The sequence below is a fragment of the Providencia sneebia DSM 19967 genome (genome assembly GCF_000314895.2).
GTDB lineage: Bacteria > Pseudomonadota > Gammaproteobacteria > Enterobacterales > Enterobacteriaceae > Providencia > Providencia sneebia.
Genome location: NZ_CM001773.1, coordinates 1,557,236 through 1,584,164 on the forward strand (window position 1 = coordinate 1,557,236; position 26,929 = coordinate 1,584,164).

The 26,929-nt window shown below is 38.4% G+C and carries 27 protein-coding genes and 1 riboswitch; of the genes, 15 read left to right on the forward strand and 12 right to left on the reverse strand.

The features are described 5' to 3' along the window. The first annotated feature begins 93 nt into the window (after window positions 1-93). Window positions 94-236: riboswitch (molybdenum cofactor riboswitch) on the forward strand. From moaA to OO7_RS06225, 5 genes are all read left to right on the forward strand, one after another. Beyond that, a complete protein-coding gene (gene moaA, locus OO7_RS06205; protein WP_008915100.1) occupies window positions 225-1,205 on the forward strand; it encodes a GTP 3',8-cyclase MoaA in 981 nt (326 codons plus the stop codon). It overlaps the preceding riboswitch by 12 nt. Window positions 1,206-1,233: 28 nt before the next feature. Next, window positions 1,234-1,713 carry a cyclic pyranopterin monophosphate synthase MoaC gene (moaC, locus tag OO7_RS06210; protein WP_008915101.1) on the forward strand — a complete coding sequence of 160 codons (480 nt, stop codon included), beginning with the start codon at window positions 1,234-1,236 and terminating at the stop codon, window positions 1,711-1,713. After that, window positions 1,710-1,955 carry a molybdopterin synthase sulfur carrier subunit gene (moaD, locus tag OO7_RS06215; protein WP_008915102.1) on the forward strand — a complete coding sequence of 82 codons (246 nt, stop codon included), beginning with the start codon at window positions 1,710-1,712 and terminating at the stop codon, window positions 1,953-1,955. Before moaC ends, moaD begins: the two co-directional genes overlap by 4 nt. A 2-nt stretch (window positions 1,956-1,957) precedes the next feature. Continuing rightward, a complete protein-coding gene (gene moaE, locus OO7_RS06220; protein ID WP_008915103.1) occupies window positions 1,958-2,413 on the forward strand; it encodes a molybdopterin synthase catalytic subunit MoaE in 456 nt (151 codons plus the stop codon). Window positions 2,414-2,615: 202 nt separating this feature from the next. Continuing rightward, window positions 2,616-3,320, forward strand: coding sequence for a Bax inhibitor-1/YccA family protein (locus OO7_RS06225; RefSeq protein WP_008915104.1), 705 nt, complete (start codon window positions 2,616-2,618; stop codon window positions 3,318-3,320). A 116-nt stretch (window positions 3,321-3,436) separates the two neighbouring features. On the opposite strand, the gene OO7_RS06230 is transcribed toward OO7_RS06225, so the two are convergent. The 5 genes from OO7_RS06230 to OO7_RS06250 form a co-directional block, all read right to left on the reverse strand. Then, entirely contained in the window at window positions 3,437-4,543 is a 1,107-nt protein-coding gene (locus tag OO7_RS06230; protein ID WP_008915105.1) for an ABC transporter permease, read from the reverse strand. Between the two features lie 13 nt (window positions 4,544-4,556). Next, complete coding sequence (locus OO7_RS06235; protein ID WP_008915106.1) at window positions 4,557-5,690, reverse strand: ABC transporter permease; 1,134 nt, start codon at window positions 5,688-5,690, stop codon at window positions 4,557-4,559. Next, a complete protein-coding gene (locus tag OO7_RS06240) occupies window positions 5,687-7,429 on the reverse strand; it encodes an ATP-binding cassette domain-containing protein (protein ID WP_008915107.1) in 1,743 nt (580 codons plus the stop codon). The genes OO7_RS06235 and OO7_RS06240 overlap by 4 nt, the downstream gene beginning before the upstream one ends. Window positions 7,430-7,438: 9 nt before the next feature. Beyond that, the gene (hlyD, locus tag OO7_RS06245) at window positions 7,439-8,434 is read right to left on the reverse strand and encodes a secretion protein HlyD (RefSeq protein ID WP_008915108.1); all 996 of its coding nucleotides are present in this window, start codon (window positions 8,432-8,434) and stop codon (window positions 7,439-7,441) included. A gap of 188 nt (window positions 8,435-8,622) precedes the next feature. Continuing rightward, entirely contained in the window at window positions 8,623-9,309 is a 687-nt protein-coding gene (locus OO7_RS06250; RefSeq protein ID WP_008915109.1) for a CerR family C-terminal domain-containing protein, read from the reverse strand. Window positions 9,310-9,898: 589 nt separating this feature from the next. On the opposite strand from OO7_RS06250, the gene rhlE reads away from it, so the two are divergent. The 3 genes from rhlE (at window position 9,899) to OO7_RS06265 (ending at window position 12,590) form a co-directional block, all read left to right on the forward strand. Then, the gene (rhlE, locus tag OO7_RS06255; protein ID WP_008915110.1) at window positions 9,899-11,215 is read left to right on the forward strand and encodes an ATP-dependent RNA helicase RhlE; all 1,317 of its coding nucleotides are present in this window, start codon (window positions 9,899-9,901) and stop codon (window positions 11,213-11,215) included. Next, the gene (dusC, locus tag OO7_RS06260) at window positions 11,215-12,159 is read left to right on the forward strand and encodes a tRNA dihydrouridine(16) synthase DusC (protein ID WP_008915111.1); all 945 of its coding nucleotides are present in this window, start codon (window positions 11,215-11,217) and stop codon (window positions 12,157-12,159) included. The genes rhlE and dusC overlap by 1 nt, the downstream gene beginning before the upstream one ends. Window positions 12,160-12,341: 182 nt before the next feature. Beyond that, a complete protein-coding gene (locus tag OO7_RS06265) occupies window positions 12,342-12,590 on the forward strand; it encodes a GlsB/YeaQ/YmgE family stress response membrane protein (RefSeq protein WP_008915112.1) in 249 nt (82 codons plus the stop codon). A 67-nt stretch (window positions 12,591-12,657) separates the two neighbouring features. Here OO7_RS06265 and dinG read toward each other — a convergent pair whose 3' ends face one another. Then, on the reverse strand, window positions 12,658-14,778 hold the full coding sequence (gene dinG / locus OO7_RS06270; protein WP_008915113.1) for an ATP-dependent DNA helicase DinG: 2,121 nt from the start codon (window positions 14,776-14,778) through the stop codon (window positions 12,658-12,660). 243 nt (window positions 14,779-15,021) lie between these two features. Here dinG and OO7_RS16940 point away from each other — a divergent pair, with 243 nt between their 5' ends. Next, on the forward strand, window positions 15,022-15,180 hold the full coding sequence (locus tag OO7_RS16940; protein ID WP_008915114.1) for a hypothetical protein: 159 nt from the start codon (window positions 15,022-15,024) through the stop codon (window positions 15,178-15,180). Between the two features lie 30 nt (window positions 15,181-15,210). Continuing rightward, the gene (gene sseA / locus OO7_RS06275) at window positions 15,211-16,050 is read left to right on the forward strand and encodes a 3-mercaptopyruvate sulfurtransferase (RefSeq protein WP_008915115.1); all 840 of its coding nucleotides are present in this window, start codon (window positions 15,211-15,213) and stop codon (window positions 16,048-16,050) included. A gap of 253 nt (window positions 16,051-16,303) precedes the next feature. On the opposite strand, the gene dps is transcribed toward sseA, so the two are convergent. Next, entirely contained in the window at window positions 16,304-16,807 is a 504-nt protein-coding gene (gene dps / locus OO7_RS06280) for a DNA starvation/stationary phase protection protein Dps (protein WP_008915116.1), read from the reverse strand. A gap of 324 nt (window positions 16,808-17,131) precedes the next feature. Continuing rightward, window positions 17,132-18,019 (reverse strand): threonine/homoserine exporter RhtA, encoded by an 888-nt coding sequence (rhtA, locus tag OO7_RS06285; protein WP_008915117.1) that lies wholly within the window; start codon window positions 18,017-18,019, stop codon window positions 17,132-17,134. Between the two features lie 325 nt (window positions 18,020-18,344). On the opposite strand from rhtA, the gene OO7_RS06290 reads away from it, so the two are divergent. The 3 genes from OO7_RS06290 (at window position 18,345) to OO7_RS06300 (ending at window position 21,222) form a co-directional block, all read left to right on the forward strand. Continuing rightward, entirely contained in the window at window positions 18,345-18,920 is a 576-nt protein-coding gene (locus tag OO7_RS06290) for an LOG family protein (protein WP_008915118.1), read from the forward strand. Window positions 18,921-19,029: 109 nt separating this feature from the next. After that, the gene (locus OO7_RS06295) at window positions 19,030-19,428 is read left to right on the forward strand and encodes an SEL1-like repeat protein (protein WP_156823133.1); all 399 of its coding nucleotides are present in this window, start codon (window positions 19,030-19,032) and stop codon (window positions 19,426-19,428) included. Window positions 19,429-19,623: 195 nt separating this feature from the next. Beyond that, window positions 19,624-21,222 (forward strand): ABC-F family ATPase, encoded by a 1,599-nt coding sequence (locus OO7_RS06300; protein ID WP_008915120.1) that lies wholly within the window; start codon window positions 19,624-19,626, stop codon window positions 21,220-21,222. Window positions 21,223-21,455: 233 nt separating this feature from the next. Here OO7_RS06300 and OO7_RS06305 read toward each other — a convergent pair whose 3' ends face one another. The 3 genes from OO7_RS06305 to moeA all read right to left on the reverse strand — a co-directional run bounded on the left by OO7_RS06305 (window position 21,456) and on the right by moeA (window position 23,951). Then, window positions 21,456-21,791, reverse strand: a complete 336-nt coding sequence (locus OO7_RS06305; RefSeq protein ID WP_008915121.1) for a zinc ribbon domain-containing protein YjdM — start codon at window positions 21,789-21,791, stop codon at window positions 21,456-21,458. 160 nt (window positions 21,792-21,951) lie between these two features. Then, the gene (moeB, locus tag OO7_RS06310; RefSeq protein ID WP_008915122.1) at window positions 21,952-22,710 is read right to left on the reverse strand and encodes a molybdopterin-synthase adenylyltransferase MoeB; all 759 of its coding nucleotides are present in this window, start codon (window positions 22,708-22,710) and stop codon (window positions 21,952-21,954) included. Further along, window positions 22,710-23,951 (reverse strand): molybdopterin molybdotransferase MoeA, encoded by a 1,242-nt coding sequence (moeA, locus tag OO7_RS06315; RefSeq protein ID WP_008915123.1) that lies wholly within the window; start codon window positions 23,949-23,951, stop codon window positions 22,710-22,712. Before moeA ends, moeB begins: the two co-directional genes overlap by 1 nt. Window positions 23,952-24,223: 272 nt before the next feature. Between moeA and folE the strand changes: the two genes are divergently transcribed. Together folE and yeiB are read left to right on the forward strand one after the other, a co-directional pair. Further along, window positions 24,224-24,883, forward strand: coding sequence for a GTP cyclohydrolase I FolE (gene folE / locus OO7_RS06320; RefSeq protein WP_008915124.1), 660 nt, complete (start codon window positions 24,224-24,226; stop codon window positions 24,881-24,883). A 6-nt stretch (window positions 24,884-24,889) separates the two neighbouring features. Beyond that, window positions 24,890-26,053 (forward strand): DUF418 domain-containing protein YeiB, encoded by a 1,164-nt coding sequence (gene yeiB, locus OO7_RS06325; protein ID WP_008915125.1) that lies wholly within the window; start codon window positions 24,890-24,892, stop codon window positions 26,051-26,053. Between the two features lie 38 nt (window positions 26,054-26,091). Here yeiB and sanA read toward each other — a convergent pair whose 3' ends face one another. Beyond that, on the reverse strand, window positions 26,092-26,796 hold the full coding sequence (gene sanA, locus OO7_RS06330) for an outer membrane permeability protein SanA (RefSeq protein WP_008915126.1): 705 nt from the start codon (window positions 26,794-26,796) through the stop codon (window positions 26,092-26,094). Window positions 26,797-26,929 lie beyond the last annotated feature (133 nt).

A 26,929-nucleotide genomic window follows, 5' to 3' on the forward strand; every position in this document is an offset into this window, starting at 1 on the left:
AATTCGCTTTTCCCTTCCATTTGCGCTAAAATCCATTACATAAAATAGGTGATTAAAACAACTTGTTTTATGTAGTGCTATTTTTACTGCACTACTTTCATAAAACTCCTAGCCTTAGCATCTAAGTTCATTATAAATGGATATGATCCTTTGGCCGTGGCCTTAGAGCCACCAGGGTGCGAGATAGAAATGTCTGCATCTCCCGTATTTGGAAAGGTGTCATTATGCAGCAGCTTGTTGATCAATTTGCGCGAAAATTTTACTATCTTCGTCTATCCATTACTGATGTTTGCAACTTTCGTTGCACCTATTGCCTTCCTAATGGTTATAAACCCAGTGGCCGTCATGAATTCCTCTCATTGAGCGAAATTCAGCGTGTGAGCCGCGCTTTTGCTGAATTAGGTACAGAAAAAGTTCGCATTACAGGTGGTGAACCCACAATGCGTAAAGATTTTGTCGATATTATTTCAGCCATCCATGAAAATGATGCAATCAAGAATATTGCTGTAACGACTAATGGCTATCGCATGGCGCGAGATGTGCAATTGTGGAAAGATGCCGGATTAAATGCCATTAACGTGAGTATGGATAGTTTAGATCCTCGTCAATTTGCCGCTATCACTGGTCAGGATAAATTCTTTCAAGTGATGCAAGGCATTGATGCAGCTTTTGAAGCAGGATTTGAAAAAATTAAAGTTAATGCAGTATTAATGAAAAATGTTAATGATATTGCATTGAAATCATTCTTAAATTGGATCAAACATCGACCAATTCAACTGCGCTTTATTGAATTGATGGAAACGGGGGAAGGCAGTGATCTTTTCCATCGTTACCATATTTCTGGTGAAACCATTCGCACACGTTTGATTAATGAAGGCTGGTATCTCGTTGCTCGCTCACGTAGTGATGGGCCTGCACAAGTTTTCCGTCACCCTGATTATCAAGGTGAAATTGGTCTTATCATGCCTTATGAAAAAGATTTTTGCCAAAGTTGTAATCGCCTTAGAGTGTCTTCTTTAGGTAATTTGCATTTATGCTTATTTGGTGAAAACGGCATTCCATTACGTGATTTATTAGCAGACGATAATCAGAACGAAGCGCTTAAATCACGCATTCAAAGTGGCTTGCAATATAAGCGCGAAACCCATTTCTTACATATGGGCGATAGCGGTATTACGCCAAATTTATCCGTTATCGGCGGCTAACCATTTTTTGATTTTTTCAGGAGAGAACATGTCCCAACTGACTCACATTAATGCGTCGGGCGAGGCGCATATGGTTGATGTTTCGACTAAAGCTGAAACAGTACGTGAAGCTCGAGCAGAAGCTTTTGTTACCATGAACCAAGAAACTTTAGCCATGATAATTGACGGTAGCCATCATAAAGGTGATGTTTTCGCAACCGCGCGCATTGCAGGAATTCAAGCAGCAAAAAATACTTGGCAGTTGATCCCGCTTTGCCACCCTTTATTGCTCACCAAAGTTGAAGTGACATTACAAGCCTTACCTGAGCTTAATCAAGTGCGTATTGAGTCCTGCTGCCGTTTAACAGGGAAAACGGGTGTTGAAATGGAAGCATTGACAGCGGCTTCAGTTGCGGCACTGACAATATATGATATGTGTAAAGCTGTTCAGAAAGATATGGTGATTAGCACAGTCCGTTTGTTAGAAAAAACAGGTGGTAAATCAGGGCATTTTAAGGTGGAAGCATGATTACAGTTCTCTTTTTTGCTCAAGTACGCGAGCTTGTTGGAACAGAACGTTTAGAATTATCTGCATCTTTTGCCGATGTTGCCGCATTGCGTCAGGAACTTATTACGCGTGGTGATAGATGGGCGCTAGCATTAGAAGATGGAAAATTATTAGCCGCAGTTAATCAATCTTTTGTACCAATGAATCATCCCTTAACAGCAGGTGATGAAGTTGCTTTTTTCCCACCCGTTACTGGGGGATAAAGATGGAAAATACGCATATTGCAGTACAAACAAATAATTTTGATGTTGGTGAACAATATCAATGGTTAGCACAATGCGACAGTGATGGTGCGGTTGTTACTTTCACCGGAAAAGTGAGAAATCACAACTTAGGGGATAGTGTGGCAGCACTTACCCTTGAACATTACCCGGGAATGACAGAAAAAGCGCTTGAGAATATTATTGAAGAAGCACGTCGTCGCTGGGCGTTACAACGAGTCAGTGTTATTCATCGTGTGGGCACTTTGCAGCCGGGAGATGAAATTGTATTTGTGGGTGTGACGAGTGCTCATCGTGGTGCTGCATTTGAAGCTGCTGAATTTATTATGGATTACTTAAAAACAAAAGCACCCTTTTGGAAAAAAGAGACATTGCCAGATAACGAGCGCTGGGTCGAAGCAAAAGAAAGTGATGAAAAATCAGCTAATCGCTGGTCTTAAGTTGTATACAAATAAGTAATTTCACGTAAAAATTCGCTTAATGAATAGTGTGAAATGATTCTAAATATAAATAATATCCACTTCTGATTTACTATTTGTTGAATGGTAATGTCAATAAATTGTGATAAACTTCGAAAGCATTCACCTGGCTGTAGCATTTTGCTGTGGTCAATTTTGACTTAATGTATGAAGGGTAATTATCATGGATCGATTTGATCAACGTAATACTTCGATTGCTCAAAATTCAACCGGTATCCAGACATTTATGTCGCAGGTGTATGGTTGGATGACTGTCGGTCTATTATTGACCGCATTTGTAGCTTGGTACACGCTAGACCTTTTAATCAGCGGTAAAATTTTCCTTTCCCAAGGTATTGTGATTGGGTTAGTTGTTGTGCAATTTGGTTTAGTTTTAGGTTTATCATTTTTACTGCCAAAAATGAGCGGAATGGTCGCAACGGGCATGTTTATGCTCTATTCCATGCTGACCGGTGTGACACTTTCTGTGATCCTTGCAATGTATACGCAAGAATCCGTAGTGGGTACATTCATTATCACTGCGGTGATGTTCGGTGCTTTAAGCTTCTATGGTTATACAACAAAACGTAGCTTAAGCGGCATGGGTAACTTCCTGTTTATGGCGCTGATTGGTTTGATCGTTGCATCATTAGTCAATATTTGGATGCAAAGTTCAGCAATGTATTGGGTTATCACTTATGCCGGTGTCCTGATTTTCGCAGGCTTAACTGCTTATGATACTCAAAAATTAAAAGAAATGGGTTCACAAATTGATGTAGAAGATAAAGAGAATATGCGTAAATTCGCTATTTTAGGTGCATTGAATTTGTACTTAGACTTTATCAACCTATTCCTGATGTTGCTGCGTATCTTTGGCGATCGCCGCTAATTATTGAGTTTTGGCTTAATATTATTGAAAAACCCTTGTCAGCCTCTGCTGACAAGGGTTTTTTGTATTGATATTCAAAATATTCACGGGGTTATCACGTAGAGTTTAATATTCGATTAGGCTATTTTTCGTTGAAAGAGATAATAAGCAATTGAACTTGTTAGTATGGCAATAATAAATAGCGGCCATAAACTATGCCAAATGACAGAAAAATCAGCATTCTTCAAATAAATTTGTTTCGTTATCTCAGTGAAGTGCCGAATAGGATTAACCCAAGTGATATCTTGTAACCAGACTGGCATATTTTCTACTGGGGAAATATAGCCGGAAAGTAGAACGGCTGGCATCATAAAGACAAATACGCCAATAAAAGCTTGCTGTTGTGTGGTACACATAGCCGAAATTAACAAACCAAACCCGACGAGGGATAATCCGTAAAAAATCATTGTGGCATAAAACAGCAGTAGAGAACCTGCAAAGGGAATTTGGTAACAAAAGATACCAATAGCTAATACCAATGTTGCCTGTGCAGTTGCAATGATAAGGGCTGGAATTGCTTTACCAATAAAAATTTGCCAAGTTGTTAATGGGGAAACAAGTAATTGATCAAGCGTACCTTGTTCGCTTTCTCTTGCAATGGATAAAGACGTGACAATTAAGACACCAATAGTCGTAATCAAGGCAACTAATGATGGGACAATAAACCATTTATAATCTAAATTTGGGTTATACCAATTACGGATAATTAATTCACTATTATTTGGTAATGGATGTCCTGCGGTAAGTTCTTGTTGATATTGTATTGTAATTTGTTCAATGTAATTAGCGGCAATTTGTGCACTATTTGAATTACGACCATCTAGCAATAGCATCATATTTCCTGTGTGATGGTTTTCAATATTGCCACTAAAATTAGGCCCAAAACGAACAATAAGTAAACTTTTACGGTTATCTAAAGTCTCACGAATTTCATGCTCATTTTTAAGTAATAGAACGTGAGAAAAAGCTTCTGCCTTGGCCAGTCGTTGGGTTAATTCAATCGAATGTTTACCATTATCTTGATCAAAAATCGCAATTGTCGTGTTTGTAACTTCTAAGGTTGCAGCAAGTGGAAATAAAATCATCTGAAAGATAACAGGTAAGATTAAAATGATCCGTGTCTGTTTTTCTTGAAGCAGCGTTTGTAGCTCTTTTAAGATCAATGTATATAAACGTGAAAACATATCGGCTCCTTTATTAATCAAGACGACGGCGTGTTTTCCAAGCCGTTAAGCCGATAAACAAAATGGCGGAAGCAATCAGTAATAACAGATCAGTCACCAAGACAAGATAAATATCACCTGCTAGAAAAAGCATCTGTAAGCTACTGACGAAATAGCGGGCAGGGATAAAATAAGTCACTATCTGAATAAATATCGGCATACTGGTTATTTCAAAGATAAAACCAGATAGCATGATTGCAGGTAAAAATGCGGCATTTAATGCTACCATAGCCGCATTAAATTGATTGCGGGTAATGGTTGAAATTAATAATCCCATGCCTAGGGCAGTGGCAAGATATAAGCTTGTGATGACAAATAAAATCAATAATGATCCACGGTAAGGGATTTGCAAAATAAAAGTCGTGACAAGCATACATAGGATCATGACAAAAGTGCCTAATACTTGGTAGGGCAGTAATTTGGATAATAATAATTCTGTTCTAGTGACTTGGGTCGAGAGCAGGGCTTCCATTGTGCCGCGTTCCCATTCCCGCGCGACCACCAATGATGTCAAGATTGCACCAACAACAGTAATAATAATGCTGATGGCACCTGGAATAATAAAGTGTCGGCTTATTGCGGCTTCATTAAACCAATAACGCATATTGAGTTCAATTAATGGCTCGGTTGAATAGCCTTTATTTTCACCTTGTTGTATCAGCCAAGTATGCCAAATTCCTTGAGTATAGCCCTGAATAAAATTAGCTGTATTGGGTTCACTGCCATCAGTAATAACCTGAATAGCCGCATGGCCATCAGCATTTAGAAGTTGTTCTGAAAAGTTCACGGGAATAGTGACAATACCGCGTATTTCACCTGCTTGCATTTTCTCAATTAAATTTTGCCGATTATCACTAACAGTGGCATCAATAAAAGGTGATCCCGTAAAGGTATTCACTAATTCTCGAGCTTGTGGACTTTGTTGATCAAGTAAAATACCCACTCGCAATTGGTTAGAATCGAGATTTATGCCATAGCCGAAAATAAACAGTAGCATCAGTGGAATGACAACAGCAATTAAGGCACTGCTGGGATCGCGCACAATTTGCTTACTCTCTTTTAAGCATAATGCATGAAGCCTGCGCCAAGAAAAATGGGGATCACTCATTGTGCCTCCCTTTGTTTGTCGTAATTGAAGATTAATTCAATAAAGGCATCTTCCATAGATGGGTTAGGGTTTTTATCATTTGCAACTTGGTGTTTGAGTGCATCAGGCGTTCCTGCTGCAATGATTTTACCATGGTAAACTAAACCAATTCGGTCACAGTATTCCGCTTCATCCATAAAGTGAGTGGTCACCATGACGGTAACACCACGATCTACCATTCCATTGATATGTAACCAAAATTCTCGACGAGTGAGCGGGTCAACGCCTGATGTAGGTTCATCTAAAAATAAAATATCGGGTTCATGCATTAAAGAACAGGCGAGGGCGAGGCGCTGCTTAAAGCCCAAAGGTAAGGAGTCGGTAAGTTGATGAATGATTGGTTTGAAATTAAATGCATTAATCATTTCATTAATCTTAGTGGTTTGATGCTGCCCTTTTAAACCGTAAACACCAGAGAAAAATTTGAGATTTTGCCCCACTTTTAAATTGCCATAGAGCGAAAATTTTTGAGCCATATAACCAAGATGTTGGCGTGCTTTATTTGAGCTAGTTTTTAAATCCATCCCAAGCACTAATGCTTGACCTTCTGTTGGTTTCATTAATCCACACATCATTTTAAATGTTGTCGATTTACCTGCACCATTTGGGCCGAGTAAGCCAAAAATTTCCCCACGTTTCACTTGAAAGTTAACCGAATCTGTCGCGACAAAATCACCAAATTTTTTTGTTAAATTTCGCGCTTCAATGACTGTTTCTTCCGGATTTGCGGGAATTTGTGGCATGATGGCTGCTAATTCAGAGCGGTGAGAAGGGCCGCCACCGAGTAAATCAATAAATGCATCTTCAAATCGAGGTTCGGCGGGTATTAATTTGGCATTATTAATTTTTAATTGTTGTAATAATGAATCTTGAGAAGCATTATGTTTTAAAATGAGACGAAGATATTTCCCTTGGATCACGCCATCTGTCGTTTCGGGCAGGATGAGCGCATTTTGTAATACTGAGCGTTTATTTTCAGCGGGTATCTCTAATAAAAAAGAACGACCAACCATTTTTTGTGTTAGAACCTGTGGCTCGCCAGAATAGAGAAGCTTTCCTTGGTTGAGCAATAAAACCTCTTTGCATTGCTGAGCTTCATCAAGGTAGGATGTGCTCCAAAGGATGAGCATACCTTCATCCGCTAAGGTATGAACCATCTGCCACAGTTCTCTGCGGGCTATTGGGTCAACGCCAACACCGGGCTCATCAAGCAGTAATATTTTTGGTTTACCAATTAGTGTACAAGCCAAACCCAGTTTTTGCTTCATTCCACCTGATAGTTTTCCTGCTAATCGGCTAGTAAATTTGGTGAGATCTGTAAAAGATAATAGCTGGTGAAACATCGATTGGCGCTCTTCACCAATCACTGAGCGTAAATCTGCGTATAAATTAAGGTTTTCTTGGACAGTCAGATCTTCATATAAGCCAAACTTTTGGGGCATATAACCCAAGTTTTTATGAACTTGCTCGCTATCTTTGATCGGATCAAGTCCCATAAGGCTAATTGTACCCAAATCGGGCTTCAATAAACCGGCAAGCATTCTCATTAAAGTTGTTTTGCCTGCACCATCAGGGCCGACTAAGCCGGTCACTGATCCGCCATGAATTTCAGTCGTTAAGCTTTCAACTGCTGGAGAATCTAATCCTGAAAATGACTTTTCAACACTTTGTAGTCGAATAAGGTAATCAAGCTGGCTCATTCCTAACTCTTATTGTTCTGGTTGAGTAAATTGAATAGTGACAGGCATACCTTGGCGAAGAAAATCATCAGGATCACTGACAATAATGCGTAAACGGTAAACTAAATCAGTGCGTAGCTCTGGGGTTTGCACACTTTTGGGGGTAAATTCAGCAGTAGGTGAAACAAACCCTATATTGCCATGATAAGGCTTATTTGGTCGGCTATCAGTATAAAGGAGGACTTCTCTACCGGGTATTGCTGCACCTAAATTGGGTTCATTCACATAAGCTCTAACCCAGACTGGGTTGGTTAAAGTGACACCAAAAACAGTGTTACCTGCGGCAATAATAGAGCCGGGTTCTACAGCTCGAGTCAGGATAATACCTTCAGATGGTGCAGTTAGTTGAGTATCTTGGAGATCTAATTCTGCTTGTGCGACAGCCGCTTCTGCTTGTAGCCATTCACCACGCGCGATGGCTATTTCTTCTTGGCGAAAACCACTTTGGTATTGATTTAATTTATCTTGGGCGGCTTTTAAAGATGCTAAGGCTTGATCACGCTGAGTTTTTGCATTTTCTAAATCATTTGCAGAGATGACACGAGATGCTGCAAGGCCTTGTTGGCGTTTATAAAAACTGTCTGCATACTGCCAAGAGGCTTGCTTTTGAGCAACTTCAGATTCAACTTGCGCAATCTCTTGCGTACGATAACCTTTTTCTTTCAATTCAAGTTGGGCTTTGGCACTATCACGGACGCCTTTCGCTTTATTGAGGGCATTGATATAAGGTCCATCATCTAATTGACCTAAAATTTGGCTCGGTTGAACATGTGCACCTTCATCAACATTTAAAGATGCGAGTTTGCCTCCAACCCGAAATCCTAAGTTCACAGTACGTACATCGACGTTACCATAAAGCGTTAATGTTTTTTCTTGCTGTGATTGATATAGGTAATAACCCCCTATCGCGATACCGATTACTATGACAATAAGAAGAATAAAAAGAGAACGACGTTTATTGTGCATAACTAACCTCATTTTAGGTCGATAGATATTGTTTGGGTTATAACCTCATAATTTATAGAGTTAATATTATGTTTCAAGCTATTTTAGTAACGACTTTTTGTCGCATTTACTCATTAATACAAATTCTCTCTATTTTGTACATATAATGAAGTTTGGCGCATACATTGACTCTATTAAACTTAATTATATCATTTTTCACGGTTTTTATTTTGACGTAACCCTGCCAATAAAATATTTGTGTGTTCTATCAGTACTTGGTTGATGATTTTATATTCATCTTCATTAATATGCTTCCAGCCTGTTTGCCTCAATAATGTTTCTCGTGCTATACGGAATGAAAGTGTTTCACCTAAAATTGCGTGGGTGTGAATAAGCGTGGTCAAATTATTTGGATCAGAACCAATGTAAATAGCAATTAAACGGTTTAATTTAGTATAGATAGGGCCAAGTGCTTGTTCATGAATCAGTGTGTAAGCTTCAGTTGGATTTAGTTGTTCCCTTGCAAGTATGCGAGAAAAACTCAGATTCTTTTTTTCTAATTGGAATTGGTTATAACAGACAAGTATTTTATGCAACAACGTCATAGCCTCTTCAGGATCAGGCGAAGATTGCTTGATGTAATCATCTATTTCAATGATTTGCTCATTAAAATAGGTTTTTACTGTATCTGCAATTAATTGAGCAACCGCTAAATACAACCCTTCTTTTGAACCAAAATAATAGGAAATAGCTGCAATATTTTGTCCAGAAACTTGGGCTATTTTCCGTGTTGTTGCGCCGTTTAGCCCTAATTCACCATAGACATCAGCAGCAGCCAGTAGCAATTGTTCTCTGGCATTTTCCCCTCTATGTGTTGATGGTGTGTTTGTTATCATACAAGTTCCTTAACAGTTCATATTGTTTCAACTGATGATGAGTTGTTTGGCTTAACTCATTAACAAWAAAAAAACATATAACAATACTTAACAGTTATATGTACTAAGCTGGGATGTTTTTGCATAAGTTTATATTATAAATATGTGATGTTATACGTCAGAATACTTAAAGTGACATTTTGTATAAGTAAAGTTGAAGTTTGTTGGTGGATTTAAACATTATTATCGCCATTCCAAAGTTAAATACTCAAGATAATAGGCAGTAAACAAATCTCTTTATTCCTGCATGTTGTTTAGGAATAGTAGGGGCATAAAATGTGAGGCAAATAAAAAGCTAAATTTGTCTTTTTGGGGAGTAAAATAGGGAAGAATGACTTGGTATATGTACAACTAAAATTATTTGGGGATAAATTAATATATTTATTAGAATTAAAAAATGTTAGAATTCGTCCAACAGCATGGCAGTTTGCACATTTTTCCCATCATAGATGACCCTTCCCCTTGAACTGCCTCTGAATTTTCAGAGTGGTGAAGCCCGGAGTATTTTAATTTGACTACTTTTTCAGACCTCGCGTTAAACGAGGAAATCATGCGTGCGATTAACGAATTAGGTTATGAAGCACCAACCCCTATTCAGCAACAAGCTATTCCAGCCGTTCTTGCTGGCAATGACTTATTAGCAAGCGCACAAACAGGAACAGGTAAAACCGCCGGTTTTACTTTGCCGATCCTACAAAAATTAATTACCACCCCCCGTGTTGGTAAAGACAGAAAACCAATTAGAGCATTAATTTTAACCCCTACACGTGAATTAGCTGCTCAAGTTGCTGAAAATGTGAAAGAGTATAGCCGTCATTTAAAAATTCGTTCATTTGTTGTATTTGGTGGCGTAAGTATCAATCCGCAAATGATGAAATTACGTGGCGGTGTTGATGTTCTAATTGCAACACCCGGGCGTTTGCTTGATTTAGCACACCAAAATGCAGTTGATTTATCTCAAGTTGAAGTGTTTGTTCTGGATGAAGCTGACCGCATGTTAGACATGGGCTTTATTCATGATATTCGCCGTGTCATTACTAAATTACCAAAAAAACGTCAAAATTTGCTATTTTCGGCGACATTCTCAGATGATATAAAACAACTTGCCAATAAATTGCTTAACAATCCGGTAAGCATTGAAGTTGCTCCTCGTAATTCAGCATCTGAACAAATAACGCAATATGTTCATCTGGTAGATAAAAAGCGCAAAGGTGAGCTGCTCTCACATATGATTGGTCGTGAAAATTGGCAGCAGGTTCTTGTCTTTACGCGAACTAAACATGGGGCAAACCGCCTTGCAGAACAACTCAATAAAGATGGTATTAAATCTGCGGCAATCCATGGTAATAAAAGCCAAGGTGCAAGAACTCGCGCATTAGCTGATTTTAAATCTGGCGATATTCGCGTTTTAGTGGCGACAGATATTGCGGCTCGTGGGCTTGATATTGAGCAATTGCCTTATGTTGTTAACTTTGAGCTGCCTAATATTGCAGAAGATTATGTTCACCGTATTGGGAGAACAGGGCGTGCAGAAGCAACGGGAATGGCAGTTTCTTTAGTGTGTGTTGATGAAATTAAACTATTAAAAGACATCGAAAAATTGCTGAAAAAATCAATTCCATTGATGGCTATTGAAGGTTATGAACCTGATCCCTCTATCAAAGCTGAACCTATTCAAAATGGTTCTCAGCGTAATAATGATAGACGGGGTGGCGAAAAACGCACAACTCGTTTTAATAATGATAAAGGTGCGGCAAAACCACGCAGAGAACGCGCAAATTCTTCAAAAGGTAAACCTTCATCAGAATCTGGTTCACCTTGGAAAAATGCGCAAAAGAAATCTCGTCAGAGTCACGGTGAAGGCTAATGCGTGTTCTGCTTGCTCCCATGGAAGGGGTGCTTGATTCTTTAGTTCGTTCCTTACTGAGTGAGGTCAATAATTATGACCTCTGTATCACTGAGTTTGTACGTGTTGTTGATACGCTACTGCCAACAAAAACATTTTATCGGCTTTGTCCTGAATTGCGTCATGGTAGCAGAACGCCTTCTGGCACATTGGTGAGAGTTCAGTTATTAGGTCAGCATCCTGATTGGCTTGCTGAAAATGCCTACCGAGCAGCAACGCTCGGTTCTTGGGGCGTTGATCTTAATTGTGGCTGTCCTTCTAAAACGGTCAATGGTCATGGTGGTGGAGCAACATTATTAAAGCAGCCCGAATTAATTTATCGGGCAGCAAAAGCAATGCGTGAAGCTGTTCCTAAAGCGCTGCCTGTCTCCGTAAAAGTAAGATTAGGTTGGGATAATAGCCAATTTTGTCATGAAATAGCAGATGCGGTTGAACAAGCGGGGGCAACAGAACTGACTGTGCATGGACGCACTAAAGAAGATGGTTATAAAGCAGAAAAAATAAATTGGCAGGCCATTGGCGATATTCGCCGTCGGCTTTCCATTCCCGTCATTGCTAATGGCGAAATTTGGGATCATGAAAGTGCAAAGCGTTGCTTAGAAATAACGGGATGTGATGCGATTATGATTGGTCGAGGCGCACTCAATACGCCAAATCTCAGTCTTGTTGTGAAAGAAAATCAGCCCCCYATGCCTTGGGAACAGGTTAGCCAATTATTATTGAAATACACTGAGCTAGAAAAGTTAGGCGATACGGGTCATTATCATGCTGCTCGCATTAAGCAATGGCTCGGCTATTTACGTAAAGAATATGAGCAAGCAGATGACCTTTTTACACAAATAAGGTCACTTAAAAATGCGAGTCAAATTGCCGAAGTAGTCGAAAAAATAGTCAAAAAACACTAAATTGATAGTTTTTTAATCAATTGAGCAGGTTGTTATTTGCTAAAATTGATTATTCGACCTTTACTTAAATCATTACTGAATTTTAATAGGGTAGAATAAAAATTAATAGTCTGGCATAAATAGTAGGTTAGTCAGCATTAATTTCTATTTTATTGTTGTGTAATTTTAGATGGGGGTCGGTCATGGGCGTTATTTCTTGGATTATATTTGGTCTTATTGCGGGTATTTTGGCTAAATGGCTTATGCCAGGCAGCTACCAGATCGGATTTGTGATGACAACCGTGTTAGGTATTATTGGTGCTGTCGTTGGTGGATATATTAGTACTTTCTTTGGTAAAGGCAAAGTTGATGGTTTCAACTTTGGTAGCTTTGTTGTCGCGGTGATTGGTGCAATTGTCGTGTTGTTCTTAGCGAGGATCTTCGCTAAGTAATTATTTTTGACATATTCTGAAAAAGCCACTTCAAATTGATTGTTGTAGCTTTTTCTATTTATACGGTTTAACTTTTCTTTTTGGCGTTATCAGGCATAGCAGGGCGCTCAATAGGAAATACGGGAAGGGCATTAAGTAGGCGCTTCCCATAATTTTTAGTGAGTAAACGGTTATCATAAATAATAATTTCACCATAACATTCATGGCTACGAATTAATCGCCCTGATTGCTGTATCAGGTTAAATGAAGCGCTGGGTAGACTTTGCACCTCAAAAGGATATCGTTTTAGGGATTTTAGCCACTCGCCTTCGGTAATAATCACGGGATTTGTTACAGGAGGAAAAGCAATTTTATGAATATGAACTTGAGTAAGGTATTCACCTTTTAAATCTAACCCTTCAGCAAAAGATTGTAAGCCGATTAACGCGCTCGTTTGACCTTTATCTATCCTTTCACAATGTGTTTCGACAAGGCGATAACGCGGTTGATCACCTTGAACTAAAAGTTGTAAACGTAGATCTTTAACGTGTTCAAGAAAACCTTCCATTGCCCGTTGGCTACTGAATAAAATGAGAACACCGCGATGAATACCTCGTGTAAATTCTTGACGAAAATAAGTTGCCATCTCAGCTAAATGTTCAGCCTCATGCGCGATTGTTGGCTCATTTTGCATTTGAGGGATCACTAATTTTCCCTGCTCAACATGATTAAAAGGGGAAGTGAGCGTGACAAAGCGATCATCACTTTTTTCTGATAACCCGCTTAATTCTTGAAAACGAGAATAACTATTAAGTGAACGCAAAGTTGCTGAGGTGACAACAATATGCGGAATATTACGCCATAACAAATGTTGCAATTGTTCACTGACTCGAATGCCTGCGCAGTGCATGAATAAGCGTGATTGATTTTTTTCATAACGGCGGCTAAGCCATTTAGAGATAGGCGCACCAGAAGTTTGATCTAATGCTGCCAAGCGCCATAATTTTGCAAGATTTTCAAAATATCCCATTGCTCGGCTAGTCACTAAAATTGAACGGTGTAAACGAACAATATCTTGTTTTGCAGTTTGTTCGGTTAAATCGCTAAGAATTGCTTCAGCAAGCCCTTTTAATGCATCTGTTAATTTAAATAAATCCTGACAGCAAAGCTGCATGGCTTCAGGAAGCTGGCCTAATGGGAATAAATACTCAGCCTCTTTTGACGTTTCGGGTAACAATGCATTTGTTAATAATGATAAATCACGAAAAGCTTCGCGTAATTTTTCAGCATGTTTTTGTAAACGTTCAGGACCAGCTAGTTTAGGTGGTTTGGCGGGTCGAAATTGCGCTAAATATTGACCAACGTGATGTGTAAAGTTATCAATTTGCGCAGTTAATTGAACTAGCGTAATTTCGCTTTCAACTTCAAGCGAATCTCTTGCCACATCAGGAACATGGTGCCCTTCATCAAGAATAAGGAGTAATTTTTTAGGGTCGGGTAGTACAGATTCACTTTCCATTGCTGCCATAACTAGAGCATGATTGGCAACAACAACATCGGCATCTTCAATTTCACGGCGCGCAATAAAAAATGGGCAACGCTGATAAAACTGGCAATTACGACCTAAGCAATTCATTTTATCTGTGCTTATTTTTCGCCATAAATTGTCACTAAAAGCGCGTTTATGGTGATCCCTTAAACCATCCCAAGCAAAACTATGAAAATCATTGCGTAATTGTTGGCAAATAGCTCTTTCTTCACTGTTTGCGACTTCAGTTTTATCTTCAACCAGTAACATTAAATCGATTTGTTCACCTTCTGCTGCACAAATTGCTTCAAGGTTGCGAGGGCAAACATAGCGGCCGCGACCAAATGCGCCAGTAAATTTTAGATCTGGGATTATTTTGCTCAGTAGTGGCAAATCTTTACTGAAGATCTGATCTTGCAGGGCGACATTCGCCGTGCTAACAACCAGCGTTTTTCCTTCTTCGCGACCAACTGCAATACCGGGAATGAGATAAGATAATGTTTTTCCAACACCTGTTGGTGCTTCGATAACTAAATGGCGACCTTCTTCATCGGCTAAATTCTTGGCGACTTCAGCGATCATTTGCCGCTGTGGTGCGCGGGAGACAAACCCGTCAATATGTAATGATAACCCTTTATACCATTGGGTTATATTTTCTTTGATTTTATTAGACAGGGACATAAGGCTCACTGATATTGAATTAGGCAATCATAGAATAGTTAAATAGCTCAATTAAACATGAAGTTAATTAGGGCTTTGTAAAACGTTTCGCAAAACTACTGTATTAAAAACCATTATGCCATAGAAAATGGGAACAGGTTGGCAAATTCCCCATTCATTGACATAAAAAGTCGTATTTAACTTGTTTGCAACAAGCATCGGGTTATACTTCGATTCTCTCTTCTTTAATTCAGGCGATGAAAAATGAAAAAGGTTGTGATTTTACTTTGTGCTCTTTGTGCATTTGGTTCTGTTGGTGGAATAGTCTTAGCTGGAATGAATATTTATACGCGCTCAACGACGCCGATAGAGAAAAATACTGCCGAGCAGCCTTCAGTTTTGCCATCAGCCGACCAAATTTAATCATATCTCTATTTTGGGTAAGGATAGTTTATGTATGATACTTATTTTGTAACGCCAGAATGGTTACATGACCATTTATCTGACGATGATCTTATTGTGCTTGATGTTTCCACTCCATTACCCACAGTACCTTGTGATTATCGTCAGAAATGGTTAGAAGAACACATACCTACAGCCCAATTTTTTCATCAGGATGAAATTGCGAATACAGATATTCCATTACCGCATATGTTACCAAGTACTGAAGTCTTTAGTCAGTCTGTAGGGGATATGGGTATAGGTAATGATACAAAGGTTGTTATTTACGCTAAGAATAATTTATTTTCATCTCCACGAGCATGGTGGACATTTACCACCATGGGACATAAAAATATAAAAATACTTGCAGGTGGCATAGATGCATGGAAATCGGCGGGTTTTAAAACGGAATCAGGGCCTGTTACACCACCAGCAGCGAAAACATTTATCGCAAAATGTCACACAGAAAATGTCTTAAATTGCGAACAAATGCTCGAATTTGTCCATGAAGGAAAGATGCAGATTATTGATGCACGTTCAGCTGCCCGTTTCTTAGCTCAAGCACCAGAACCAAGACCGGGTTTGCGGATGGGGCATATCCCTGGTAGCAAAAACATGCCATGGGATTTATTAGTGGAGAATGGGCAATTTAAATCGCCTAAACAACTTGAAGCTATTTTTGCCGAGCAAGGCATTGATATTGATGCGCCATCTGTGACAACTTGTGGCTCTGGTATGACGGCGGCTGTTATTTATATGGCATTAACTCTACTAGGTAATCATCAAGTTAAATTATATGATGGCTCGTGGGCGGAGTGGGGACAAGATAACGGCTTACCAATAGAGGCTTAATATTTTAAGTTATAGTGGTATATTAATTGAAATAATAAATAAAAATAAGAGTGATATTTATTTTCAGTTAATTATCTATAATTATAAATATAGTGAGTGAAAATAAATTAGCTCGATGAAGCCATTTAACAAGTTAACTCGTTATACTTCAATAAAAACAAAGCGGAGCCATTATTATGACTCCACTTCACTTTTATTTAGCCACGTATCAGTATGGCTTTATTGTCGGTCAATATAAACTGACTCTTGGACATTACTCAATATTTGCTTCTAAGAACCAAAGGAATTTATCAAGGTCACGTGATGCCGCAGTAAACATATCCGCAGTATCTTCATCCTCAACTTCATCAATTGCTTTACGAATTTTATTCGCAACAACAGCATAACGGTCTGCAAGTGCTTTTAAATGGTCTTGCACATCATGAATATCAATAGGATAAGATTTCAGTGAAGTCAATTTATTGACTTGCTGAGTTGTGCCAAGTGCAATGCCACCAAGTTGAACAGCACGCTCAGCGAACTCATCTAAGTGGTCAACGATTGAAGTACGGAAACCATCTAGCATTTCGTGTACCGCAATAAAGTTACGACCACGCATATTCCAGTGTGCTTGTTTGGTCATCAGAGATAAGTCAGTGAAAAGGATAACCATTTCATTTAATGCATCAATTGCTTTTAATTTAATGCTGTCTTCAACATCATTACGAGTATATAAAAGGTCTGCTTTAGGTGCTTTCACTAATTTAGCGGTGCTCATAATTCTTCCCCTTATGAATTTTAATTATTTAATAATTCGTCTCTGTTAACTAATATAAATAATTAAATTCGGTTTGTCATAATGTCACGTTCTATTACTCTGATAGGTAAAGTTGATAAATGCTAAGCTATAAACTCACTACCTAATTTATATATATTAGGGCAGTGAATTGATATTTCAATGAAATAATAAAAAATTTTAGTAAATATAAGTAAATAAATCTAACTTGTTATTATTTAATAATAAATAAAAGATAAATTCAAGTTACATAAATGTAATCTAACTTACTTTTATATGTAACTCGAATTTTGTTTATTCAGAACGTTATTTAACTTTTTCAATCTTTGTCTTAGGTCGCGCCGTTGAGGTTGAACCTATAGAAGCGCACACGATGCATAATAGTGCTAACCATTGCGTCATTGACAAGTGTTCTTGCAGGAAAATAATACCAATAAATGCCCCCATGCAAGGTTCAAGGCTCATTAATGTGCCAAATGTACGGGCAGGTAAACGCGTTAACGCAATCATTTCTAAGGTATAAGGGAAGGCTGTAGATAAGATGGCGACAGCAAGTGCTAATGGCAAAATAGCGGGATCAAACATCACTTCTACACCCGTTTGCATTAACCCTATAGGGAAAAAGATTAGTGCAGAAATAAAGGAGCCAACCGCGACAGTTGAAGCACCATAGCCAGCACCAGCACGTTGACCAAAGATAATATAGATCCCCCAACAAACCCCAGCACCAAGTGCGTATAAGGCACCAACAGGGTCAAGAGCATTCACTTCATCATGAATCGGCAATAAAAAAAGCAAACCAACAATGACAAGTGCAATCCATAAAAAATCGATTGGGCGGCGAGATGAAAACATGGCAACAGCAAGTGGGCCTGTAAATTCTAATGCGACAGCAATCCCGAGAGGTATCCGTTCAAGTGCAAGGTAAAACAGATAATTCATGGTACCAAGAGAAAGCCCGTAAGCAAGAAGCGGCATCAGAGAATTACGTCTAAATTTTAATCTCCAAGGCTTAAAAATAACAAATAAAATGATGGTAGCAAGTAATAAACGCAATCCAGTGACGCCGGGAGCGCCAATAACAGGGAATAAGGTTTTTGCCAAAGAAGCGCCACTTTGGATTGAGGTCATTGCAAGTAATAGCAATACCACAGGTAATAGCGGAAAGGCACTCTTTTTAGTATCGGCAGACATGGATAATTAAACCTCAGAAATACGTGATTTAGCCAGAAAATGAACCACTGGTTATTTTTTAAGGGCAGATTAAGTGACAAAATAATAAACTATGATGTACAGCATATAACCGCTAGACAATATAGAAATTTTTGTGATTATGTCATAAATACTATTAGGTTAATATGAAAAACAGAATTGAAGCGCACAAATGCTTTATTTAGTATTTTTCTGAGCCTTTTAAGTGAAATAATTTAAAATGGTGAGACTATGGTTAGCTGTATTGAGCTTATTTTTAGGTAACGTATAATTCTTTAGCAAAAAAGTAACATAAAAATGAGGAAAAATGAGAAAAATTAATAGTATAGCGGTTTATTGTGGTTCGAGTTTAGGTTCGAATGAAATTTATCGTCAGGAAGCAATAATCTTCGCTCAAGAAATGGTTAAACGCGATATTACTTTAGTTTATGGTGGCGCAAGTGTTGGTATTATGGGAACAATTGCAGATACTATTTTATCTTTAGGGGGTAAAGTTATTGGTGTTATTCCATCGCTGTTAGAAGAGCGTGAGATTTCGCATAAAAACTTAACTGAATTATATAAAGTCGAAACAATGCACCAGCGTAAAAGTAAAATGATCGAGCTGGCGGATGGTTTTGTGGCATTACCTGGTGGATACGGAACACTTGAAGAATATAGTGAAGTCTTTACGTGGAGCCAAATTGGGTTACATAAAAAACCGTGTGGGTTATTTAATATTAATGATTTTTGGCAGCCACTTATCGATATGACAAATAAAATGGCAGATGAAGGTTTTCTCCACGAAAAATATCGTCATATGGCTATTGTTGAAAAATCCCCATCTATTTTATTTGATCGTTTTGAAAGTTATATTGCTCCTCCAATCAAAACTTATGATTAATTAATCTATTTAAATAATTCGAGTTTACAATTTAAAGATAAAGCTCGAATTATTTTAATTGAGAAAATCATTTATAAATGGTTTGATTATCTTCCTTGCATTGGCAATCATGAAAAATATTTTATTCCTTCTCTTTATATTTTCTTCCACTTGTCTAGCCGACTTTTGTCACGATTTATATACTAAAGATAAGGTGTTTTTTGGGAAAAAAGATAATTTAACCTTATGCCAAGATGCCCTAAATGGTGATGCAGATTCTCAATTTGATCTTGCCAGTTGGTATATGGCAGAAGAAAAAAATTCTACAGAGGCATTTAATTGGGTTCGCAAATCTGCGGCGCAAGGATGTGCTAAATCCCAATATGTCGCAGGCCTTATGTATTACGACGGAGAGGGCACTGATACTCATTGGTTTTATGCTTCTGAATTAATAGGCCGAGCTGCGAAAAGTGGCTTATTATTTTGTCCAAAAGCTACTTGCTATTGTGAAAACGGGATTAGAGCATAATAATTATCCATGCGATGTTTATAACGACATCAATTAAGTATCGGTGAGTTCCTTAATTATTTAATTTAAATCGCAATACGAAAATCTGGTTAAAGGCATGATGATAAATCAGCACAAGATCTAATCGATTGATTGTGGCATAATGCGCGGCTATTTTTGGGGAATTCTCAGCATCTTTAATTACAAGGCATAGAAGTGTTACAGACAAACAATATCACTATGCAGTTTGGCAGCAAGCCACTGTTTGAAAATATTTCAGTTAAATTCGGTACAGGAAATCGCTACGGGTTGATCGGTGCAAATGGCGCGGGTAAATCTACGTTTATGAAGATCTTAGGTGGTGATTTATCCCCAACCGCAGGGAATGTGAATACCACTGATCCAAATGAGCGTATTGGTAAACTTCGTCAGGATCAATTTGCTTTTGAAGAGTACAGTGTTCTCGATACTGTCATTATGGGGCATGTTGAGCTGTGGGACGTAAAACAAGAACGCGATCGCATCTATGCACTGCCTGAAATGAGTGAAGAAGATGGATACCGAGTTGCTGATCTTGAAGTCGCCTATGGTGAAATGGATGGCTATAGCGCTGAAGCGCGTGCTGGTGAATTATTATTAGGTGTTGGTATCCCTGTTGAACAGCATTATGGCCCAATGAGTGAAGTTGCGCCTGGTTGGAAATTGCGTGTGCTATTGGCGCAAGCTCTGTTTTCTGACCCAGATATTTTGTTACTTGATGAACCAACCAACAACCTTGATATTGATACTATTCGTTGGCTTGAACAAGTCTTAAATGATCGTAGCTGTACGATGATTATTATTTCCCATGATAGGCACTTCTTAAATACCGTTTGTACACATATGGCTGATTTAGACTATGGTGAATTACGTCTATTTACGGGTAATTATGATGAATATATGATTGCAGCGACTCAAGCAAGAGAACGCCTTCTTTCTGATAATGCTAAGAAAAAAGCGCAAATTGCAGAACTTCAATCTTTTGTTAGTCGTTTTAGTGCAAATGCTTCTAAATCAAAACAAGCGACATCTCGCGCTCGTCAAATAGATAAAATTCAGCTTGATGAAGTAAAAGCATCTAGCCGCCAGAACCCATTTATTCGTTTTGAACAAGAGAAAAAACTTTTCCGTAATGCATTGGAACTTGAAGCTGTCAGCAATGGTTATGAGCAAAACGTATTGTTTAAGAATTTGAATTTGCTGATGGAAGTTGGCGAAAAAATGGCAGTCATTGGTGCTAACGGTATTGGTAAAACCACTTTCTTGAAAACATTAGTGGGTGAATTACCGTTAAAAAGCGGCACAGTGAAATGGTCTGAGAACAGTAAGATTGGTTATTATGCGCAAGATCATGCCGAAGAGTTTGATGTTGACCTTACTGTTTTTGATTGGATGAGCCAATGGAAAAATGAGAATGATGATGAACAAGCGGTACGGAGTATTTTAGGTCGCTTATTATTCTCTCAAGATGATATCAAGAAAAAAGTGTCTGTCTTATCTGGTGGTGAACAAGGTCGCATGTTATTTGGTAAGTTGATGATGCAACAGCCTAATATCTTAATTATGGATGAGCCAACGAACCACTTGGATATGGAATCTATTGAATCATTAAACCTTGCATTAGAAATGTATCAAGGTACTTTGATTTTTGTTTCTCATGACCGCGAATTTGTCAGTTCACTTGCTAGCCGTGTTTTAGAAATCAAAGAAAACAGTGTGGTTGATTTCAAAGGAACTTATGATGAATACCTGACAAGTCAGGGCGTAGTTGAGTAACTAAACATAAATTTTATACAATATTAAGACCTAGCTATAGCTAGGTCTCAGACTGCTGACAAACATATTATGTTTGGCGGCAAGTCATATAGGTTTTGAAAATAAGCAAGGAAAATCAATACATTGATTTTCGACTGATAACACAAAGCGGGAAAAACCACGCTTTTATCCCGCTTTGTCAACAACCTCAGACCTAGCCAAAGCTAGGTCTTTTTGCTTGTTGCTAAGAATAATTAGTTCTTTTTAACAAACTCAGATTTCAGTTTCATTTGACCGAAACCATCGATTTTACAATCAATGTTATGATCACCTTCAACTAAACGGATCCCTTTTACGCGAGTTCCGATTTTCAACATTGATGAACTACCTTTTACTTTCAGGTCTTTAATGACAGTAACAGTATCGCCATCAGCTAAGAGATTACCATTTGCATCTTTAACGATTAATTCATCTGACTCTTCAACAGGTTCAGCATCATTCCATTCATACGCACATTCAGGGCAGATATACATATCATTATCAGTATAGGTATATTCAGAATGACATTTAGGGCAAGGAGGGAGTTGCATATTAATACTCTCAGTAACTTATCAAAAAATATGAAATGATAATTGCGACATGCGCGGATCATTACGAAAGGGCATAGTATAAGGTGAAAGCAAAAATAATTTTAAATTTAAGAATATTCTTAATTAAGGCGATGGTTTTATCATCGCCTTAATGAATAAACTATTGTGAAGAGCAGACTTCGCAATGCGGGTCTTTTGCTAATTTGAATTGGCGAAATTCCATTGTCATTGCATCAAAAAAGAGAACTTTGCCTGTATTCACTTTGCCGTATTGTGTGAGTAACTTAATTGCTTCCATGGCTTCTAATGTGCCAATAGTGCCGACTAAAGGCGCCATTACACCAGCTTCAACACAGGTGAGATTATTGTCACCAAATAATCGGCTTAAACAATGGTAGCAAGCTGTATTTTCTTCATAAGTAAAGACAGATAGCTGTCCTTCCATCCGAATAGCGGCGCCAGAAACTAACGGCTTTTTATGTTGAAAGCACAGTCGGTTAAGTTGTTCTCTAATCGCCACATTATCCGTACAATCTAAAATAACGTGATGGTTAATAATCAGTTGATTTAACTGTTCATCATCAAGCTGAGCATTGACGGTATCAATATGAATATGCGGATTGATAGAAACCAGCTGGTTTTTTGCTGAATCGACCTTTGGCTGCCCGATGGTATTATCTCGGTGCAAAATTTGCCGCTGTAAGTTTGATAATGAAACAGTATCAAAATCAACCAGTGTTAAGTAACCGACGCCTGCTGCGGCAAGATACTGTGTTGCAGCACAGCCAAGCCCGCCAAGACCAATGATCAGCACTTTGCTGGCCTTTAGTTTTTCTTGCCCATCGAAATCAAAGCCGCGCAAGATAATTTGCCGGTTATAGCGCAGCATTTCTTCATTACTCAGTTCTTGCACAATCATTATTCACTTTTTAGTAAGCCGTTGAACATTTCAACATCAACCCATTCTCCCGCAGCAACATGCCCACGTTCCCGTTCAAGAACAATAAAGCAGTTAGCAAGGCTAAATGAACTGAAAACATGTGAACCTTGTTGCCCTGTAGTGGCAACGTGTAATTCACCATTTTCATTGGCACTTAAAATTCCACGTTGGAAATCAAGGCGGCCGGGGCTTTTTTTCAATGGTGTGATCACGGGGACTTTAAATCTTATTGGTGCTTGCCATTGGCTATGACCATTAAGGCGAGCGATTAATGGCTGAACGAGTTGATAAAATGTCAGTGCAGCAGAAACAGGATTACCCGGTAAACCACAGAACCATGCTGAATTTAATTTACCAAAAGCAAAAGGTTTACCCGGTTTGATAGCCAACTTCCAAAAGCCAATCTCACCCAATTCATCAAGAATTTGTTTTGTATAATCCGCTTCGCCAACAGAAACACCACCGCTGCTAATGACTAAGTCTGCTTGTTGATCGGCTTCAATGAATGTTTGCTTTAGTTTTTCTGGCGAATCGGGAATAGTGCCAAAATCAAGGATCTCGCAATTTAATTTTTCTAGCATTAAACTGACGGTAAAACGGTTTGTGTCATAAATTTGACCCGCTTTAAGTGGCGTGCCAACAGCTTGCAACTCATCTCCAGTTGAAAAAATAGCCACTTTAAGACGGCGATATACTTCAACGGTTGCAATACCTAAAGAAGCCAAAAGTGGTAATTGAGCCGTTGATAGAAGCGTTCCTTTCGCTAAAACACAACTTCCTTGCGCAATATCTTCCCCAGCTTTGCGGATATTGCTTCCTTGTTTAATTGGGCGGGTAAACATAATGCCTTGTTCAGTTTCTTGTGTATCCTCCTGCATTATGACAGTGTCAACACCTTGAGGAATAGGGGCTCCAGTCATAATACGGACACAAGTACCGCGAGGAAGTTCCCCTTGCATTGGTTGCCCAGCAAATGACTTTCCTGCCACAGGCATGGGTGTTTTACCATCCCAATCAGCGAAACATAAACCGTAACCATCCATCGCAGAATTATCGAAAGGTGGTACATTTATCGGGGATATAATATCGGTAGCGGTAATACGTTGAGTAGATTCAGTCAATGGAATGCTTTCCGTCCCCGTCATGACTTGTTTATTAGAAAGCAGTTTTTCTAAAGCTTGTTCAAGTGAAATCAATCCAGCGGTGTGACATGCGTCCATTATTATCCCTCACTATTGAATATTACCAATTGTAATGTTGTTTATTATGTCAGAGATAGTGCAATGGGTGAATGCATTAATGGGAGAATGTATTGAAGTTAATTAATGTAATGCTGGATTATGTCAACATGCTGTTTTAGAGTACAGGACACACCTGCATTTTATAAAATTCTGATATTCTTTATGGTTCAAATTGCAGTTAATTATTTATGTAAGCACTTTGATAAGCAATTTGAATTATTTTTGAATATCTACCATTTGTGGAGAATCTGATGTCATCTCTGAGTAAAGAAGCCGAATTAGTTCACGCTGCTTTGGAAGCTAGAGGGCTTGAAACCCCTTTGCGTATTCAACCTAAATTAGATAATGAGCGCAAGCAACTGATTGAAGAGCATATGACAGAGGTCATGAAATTATTGAATTTAGACCTTACTGATGACAGTTTGGCTGATACGCCAAAGCGCATTGCCAAAATGTATGTTGATGAAATTTTCTCAGGCCTTGATTATGCCAATTTCCCTAAAATCACACTGATTGAAAATAAAATGAGTGTTGATGAAATGGTCACGGTACGTGATATTACATTAACTAGCACCTGTGAACACCACTTTGTAACTATTGATGGTAAAGCAACTGTGGCTTATATTCCAAAAGATAAGGTCATTGGTTTGTCTAAAATCAACCGCATTGTACAGTTTTTCTCCCAGCGCCCTCAGGTGCAAGAACGGCTCACTCAGCAAATTCTAGTGGCATTACAAACATTACTGGGAACTATGAATGTTGCTGTATCTATTGATGCAGTTCATTATTGCGTGAAAGCACGTGGTATCCGTGATGCAACAAGTGCGACAACAACCACATCATTAGGCGGGTTATTTAAGTCTAGCCAGAATACTCGTCAGGAATTTTTGCGTGCTGTGCGCCATCAGTAATTTGCAATGCTAGCAGCATCTTCGCCTGAATTCACTGGGCGTATTGATAGGCTTGATGCAACTCGAGGCATTGCAATCTTAGGTATTCTATTAATGAATATCTTTGCCTTTGCTTTGCCTCAAACTGCTTATATGAATCCCACTTATATGGGAGAGGCTAGCGCATCAGATATTTATATTTGGGTTAGTTTTAACCTATTTGTTCAAGGGAAATTTCTCGCCATTTTTTCCATTTTGTTTGGTGCTACTTTGGTGCTATTACATCGCAAAGGATTGAGATGGAATCTCTGTCGTTTATTCCTTTTGGCCATTTTAGGTTTAGTTCATGGAATTGTTTTTTGGGATGGTGATATTCTGCTTGCATATGCATTAACTGGCGGGATCGCGCTATTATTATTTCATCAACAAAATGATAAATCGCTTTTAAAAATTGCCTGCTCTATTTATCTTATTGGGCTAGTTATTTTATTTATTCTAGGTAGCCAAATTGACCCCACTAACTTTTGGATTGTTTCAGAAGAACAAATAGCATCGGAAGTATTGCAAAAAACATCTGGTGGTAGCATTAGCCTAATATATCGTGCACAATCCATGCTCAATATGGTTGAAATGCTTGTCATTCAATATGGTTGGCAATTACTTGGTTTGATGATTTTTGGTGCGCTATTACTGAAAAATGGTTGGTTAGCAGGTCAATTTAGCCAACAGCATTATCGCCGTACTGCTATTATTTTGATTTTTCCCGCGCTTTTAATTCAATTATTGTCTTTATATACACAGAGCTTATTTAATTGGAGTTTTTTTGCTACATCAATTGTTGGCTATATTATTAATGAATTAGTGATACCACTTCAGTCTTTTGGTTATATCGCATTAATTTATGGTTTTTGGGGCAGTATTAAATTAACTCTTTTAGCTAAAATGGTGAGTTGTGTAGGGCGGATGGCACTGAGTAATTATTTATTGCAAACCTTGATTTGTACAACTATTTTTTATCATTTCGGTTATTTTTACCAATTTTCCAGACTGGAACTATTAGGGTTTATTATTCCAATTTGGGTCGTTAATTTATTATTTTCTTATAGTTGGTTGAGATTTTTTAAACAAGGCCCTGTAGAGTTTTGTTGGCGAATATTCACTGAAAGATTAAATTTAATGTGGCAAAAATAGTGAGGCATATCCTAAATGCCATACCTCATGTTAATTATTTAAAATAATTTACTGACTTCATCAGGGGAAACTGCTGGATACCCTTTGATTCCCTTAGGCATTTTTATTGGTGCAGGGATTGATTCTTGCTCCCCTAAAAATTTAGGTTCGCGATTTAATATATACAAATCCGCAAGAGCACCAAGCCGAGCAAAAACTTCACGAATTCTAACTTTAAACATATCACTAGGCGCAGGAACGGCTAAACATTGCGCATCTATGCCTCTATGTTGAGCAATAAATAATGCTCTTTCACAGTGGAAGCGCTGAGTAATAATTGTAAAATTATCAGTATCGAAAACTTTGCGTGTGCGCACAACAGAATCAAGCGTTCTGAAACCCGCAAAATCAAGCACTATTTTTGAAGCCGGAACACCCGCTTTAATTAAATCTTTACGCATTGTAATGGGTTCATTATAGCTATGAGCGCCATTATCACCGCTGAGTAATAGATATTTTACTTTGCCACTTAAATAAGCATCCGCGGCACCTTTAATTCGATTACTGTAATAGAGATTAATGGTGCCTGAGGTATAGTATTTTGCTGTCCCTAATACCATGCCAACTTCACGGGCAGGTAAATCTTCAACATTTTCATAAATGTAAGGTGCAGTTGCCCACGCTATCCAGCGATCAAGTAAAATAATGGTTGCTAATCCTATCCCTAAGATAATTATCAGACCATATAGCAGCCGCTTCCCCATTGTCCTAGCCTTGAATATTAAAAGTCGTATGATAAGGCTACTTGACTTGTTTTGGTGAAGCAAGCCGGGTAACGTAAATTCTTGTCAACATCTCCTCACGATACATGGCAATTTATGACTATTTTATAGTAAT

What these genes read in the sequence shown, in the direction of transcription:
- OO7_RS06265 (WP_008915112.1), top strand. Translation starts at nt 12,342, where the DNA reads ATGGGCGTTATTTCTTGGATTATATTTGGTCTTATTGCGGGTATTTTG.
- OO7_RS16940 (WP_008915114.1), top strand. Translation starts at nt 15,022, where the DNA reads ATGAAAAAGGTTGTGATTTTACTTTGTGCTCTTTGTGCATTTGGTTCT.
- dinG (WP_008915113.1), bottom strand. Translation starts at nt 14,778, where the DNA reads ATGTCCCTGTCTAATAAAATCAAAGAAAATATAACCCAATGGTATAAA.
- rhtA (WP_008915117.1), bottom strand. Translation starts at nt 18,019, where the DNA reads ATGTCTGCCGATACTAAAAAGAGTGCCTTTCCGCTATTACCTGTGGTA.
- OO7_RS06240 (WP_008915107.1), bottom strand. Translation starts at nt 7,429, where the DNA reads ATGAGCCAGCTTGATTACCTTATTCGACTACAAAGTGTTGAAAAGTCA.
- moaA (WP_008915100.1), top strand. Translation starts at nt 225, where the DNA reads ATGCAGCAGCTTGTTGATCAATTTGCGCGAAAATTTTACTATCTTCGT.
- OO7_RS06225 (WP_008915104.1), top strand. Translation starts at nt 2,616, where the DNA reads ATGGATCGATTTGATCAACGTAATACTTCGATTGCTCAAAATTCAACC.
- folE (WP_008915124.1), top strand. Translation starts at nt 24,224, where the DNA reads ATGTCATCTCTGAGTAAAGAAGCCGAATTAGTTCACGCTGCTTTGGAA.
- OO7_RS06305 (WP_008915121.1), bottom strand. Translation starts at nt 21,791, where the DNA reads ATGCAACTCCCTCCTTGCCCTAAATGTCATTCTGAATATACCTATACT.
- OO7_RS06235 (WP_008915106.1), bottom strand. Translation starts at nt 5,690, where the DNA reads ATGAGTGATCCCCATTTTTCTTGGCGCAGGCTTCATGCATTATGCTTA.
- moeB (WP_008915122.1), bottom strand. Translation starts at nt 22,710, where the DNA reads ATGATTGTGCAAGAACTGAGTAATGAAGAAATGCTGCGCTATAACCGG.
- moeA (WP_008915123.1), bottom strand. Translation starts at nt 23,951, where the DNA reads ATGGACGCATGTCACACCGCTGGATTGATTTCACTTGAACAAGCTTTA.
- dps (WP_008915116.1), bottom strand. Translation starts at nt 16,807, where the DNA reads ATGAGCACCGCTAAATTAGTGAAAGCACCTAAAGCAGACCTTTTATAT.
- moaE (WP_008915103.1), top strand. Translation starts at nt 1,958, where the DNA reads ATGGAAAATACGCATATTGCAGTACAAACAAATAATTTTGATGTTGGT.
- OO7_RS06295 (WP_156823133.1), top strand. Translation starts at nt 19,030, where the DNA reads ATGAAAAATATTTTATTCCTTCTCTTTATATTTTCTTCCACTTGTCTA.
- moaC (WP_008915101.1), top strand. Translation starts at nt 1,234, where the DNA reads ATGTCCCAACTGACTCACATTAATGCGTCGGGCGAGGCGCATATGGTT.
- sseA (WP_008915115.1), top strand. Translation starts at nt 15,211, where the DNA reads ATGTATGATACTTATTTTGTAACGCCAGAATGGTTACATGACCATTTA.
- OO7_RS06290 (WP_008915118.1), top strand. Translation starts at nt 18,345, where the DNA reads ATGAGAAAAATTAATAGTATAGCGGTTTATTGTGGTTCGAGTTTAGGT.
- yeiB (WP_008915125.1), top strand. Translation starts at nt 24,890, where the DNA reads ATGCTAGCAGCATCTTCGCCTGAATTCACTGGGCGTATTGATAGGCTT.
- rhlE (WP_008915110.1), top strand. Translation starts at nt 9,899, where the DNA reads ATGCGTGCGATTAACGAATTAGGTTATGAAGCACCAACCCCTATTCAG.
- OO7_RS06230 (WP_008915105.1), bottom strand. Translation starts at nt 4,543, where the DNA reads ATGTTTTCACGTTTATATACATTGATCTTAAAAGAGCTACAAACGCTG.
- hlyD (WP_008915108.1), bottom strand. Translation starts at nt 8,434, where the DNA reads ATGCACAATAAACGTCGTTCTCTTTTTATTCTTCTTATTGTCATAGTA.
- moaD (WP_008915102.1), top strand. Translation starts at nt 1,710, where the DNA reads ATGATTACAGTTCTCTTTTTTGCTCAAGTACGCGAGCTTGTTGGAACA.
- OO7_RS06250 (WP_008915109.1), bottom strand. Translation starts at nt 9,309, where the DNA reads ATGATAACAAACACACCATCAACACATAGAGGGGAAAATGCCAGAGAA.
- sanA (WP_008915126.1), bottom strand. Translation starts at nt 26,796, where the DNA reads ATGGGGAAGCGGCTGCTATATGGTCTGATAATTATCTTAGGGATAGGA.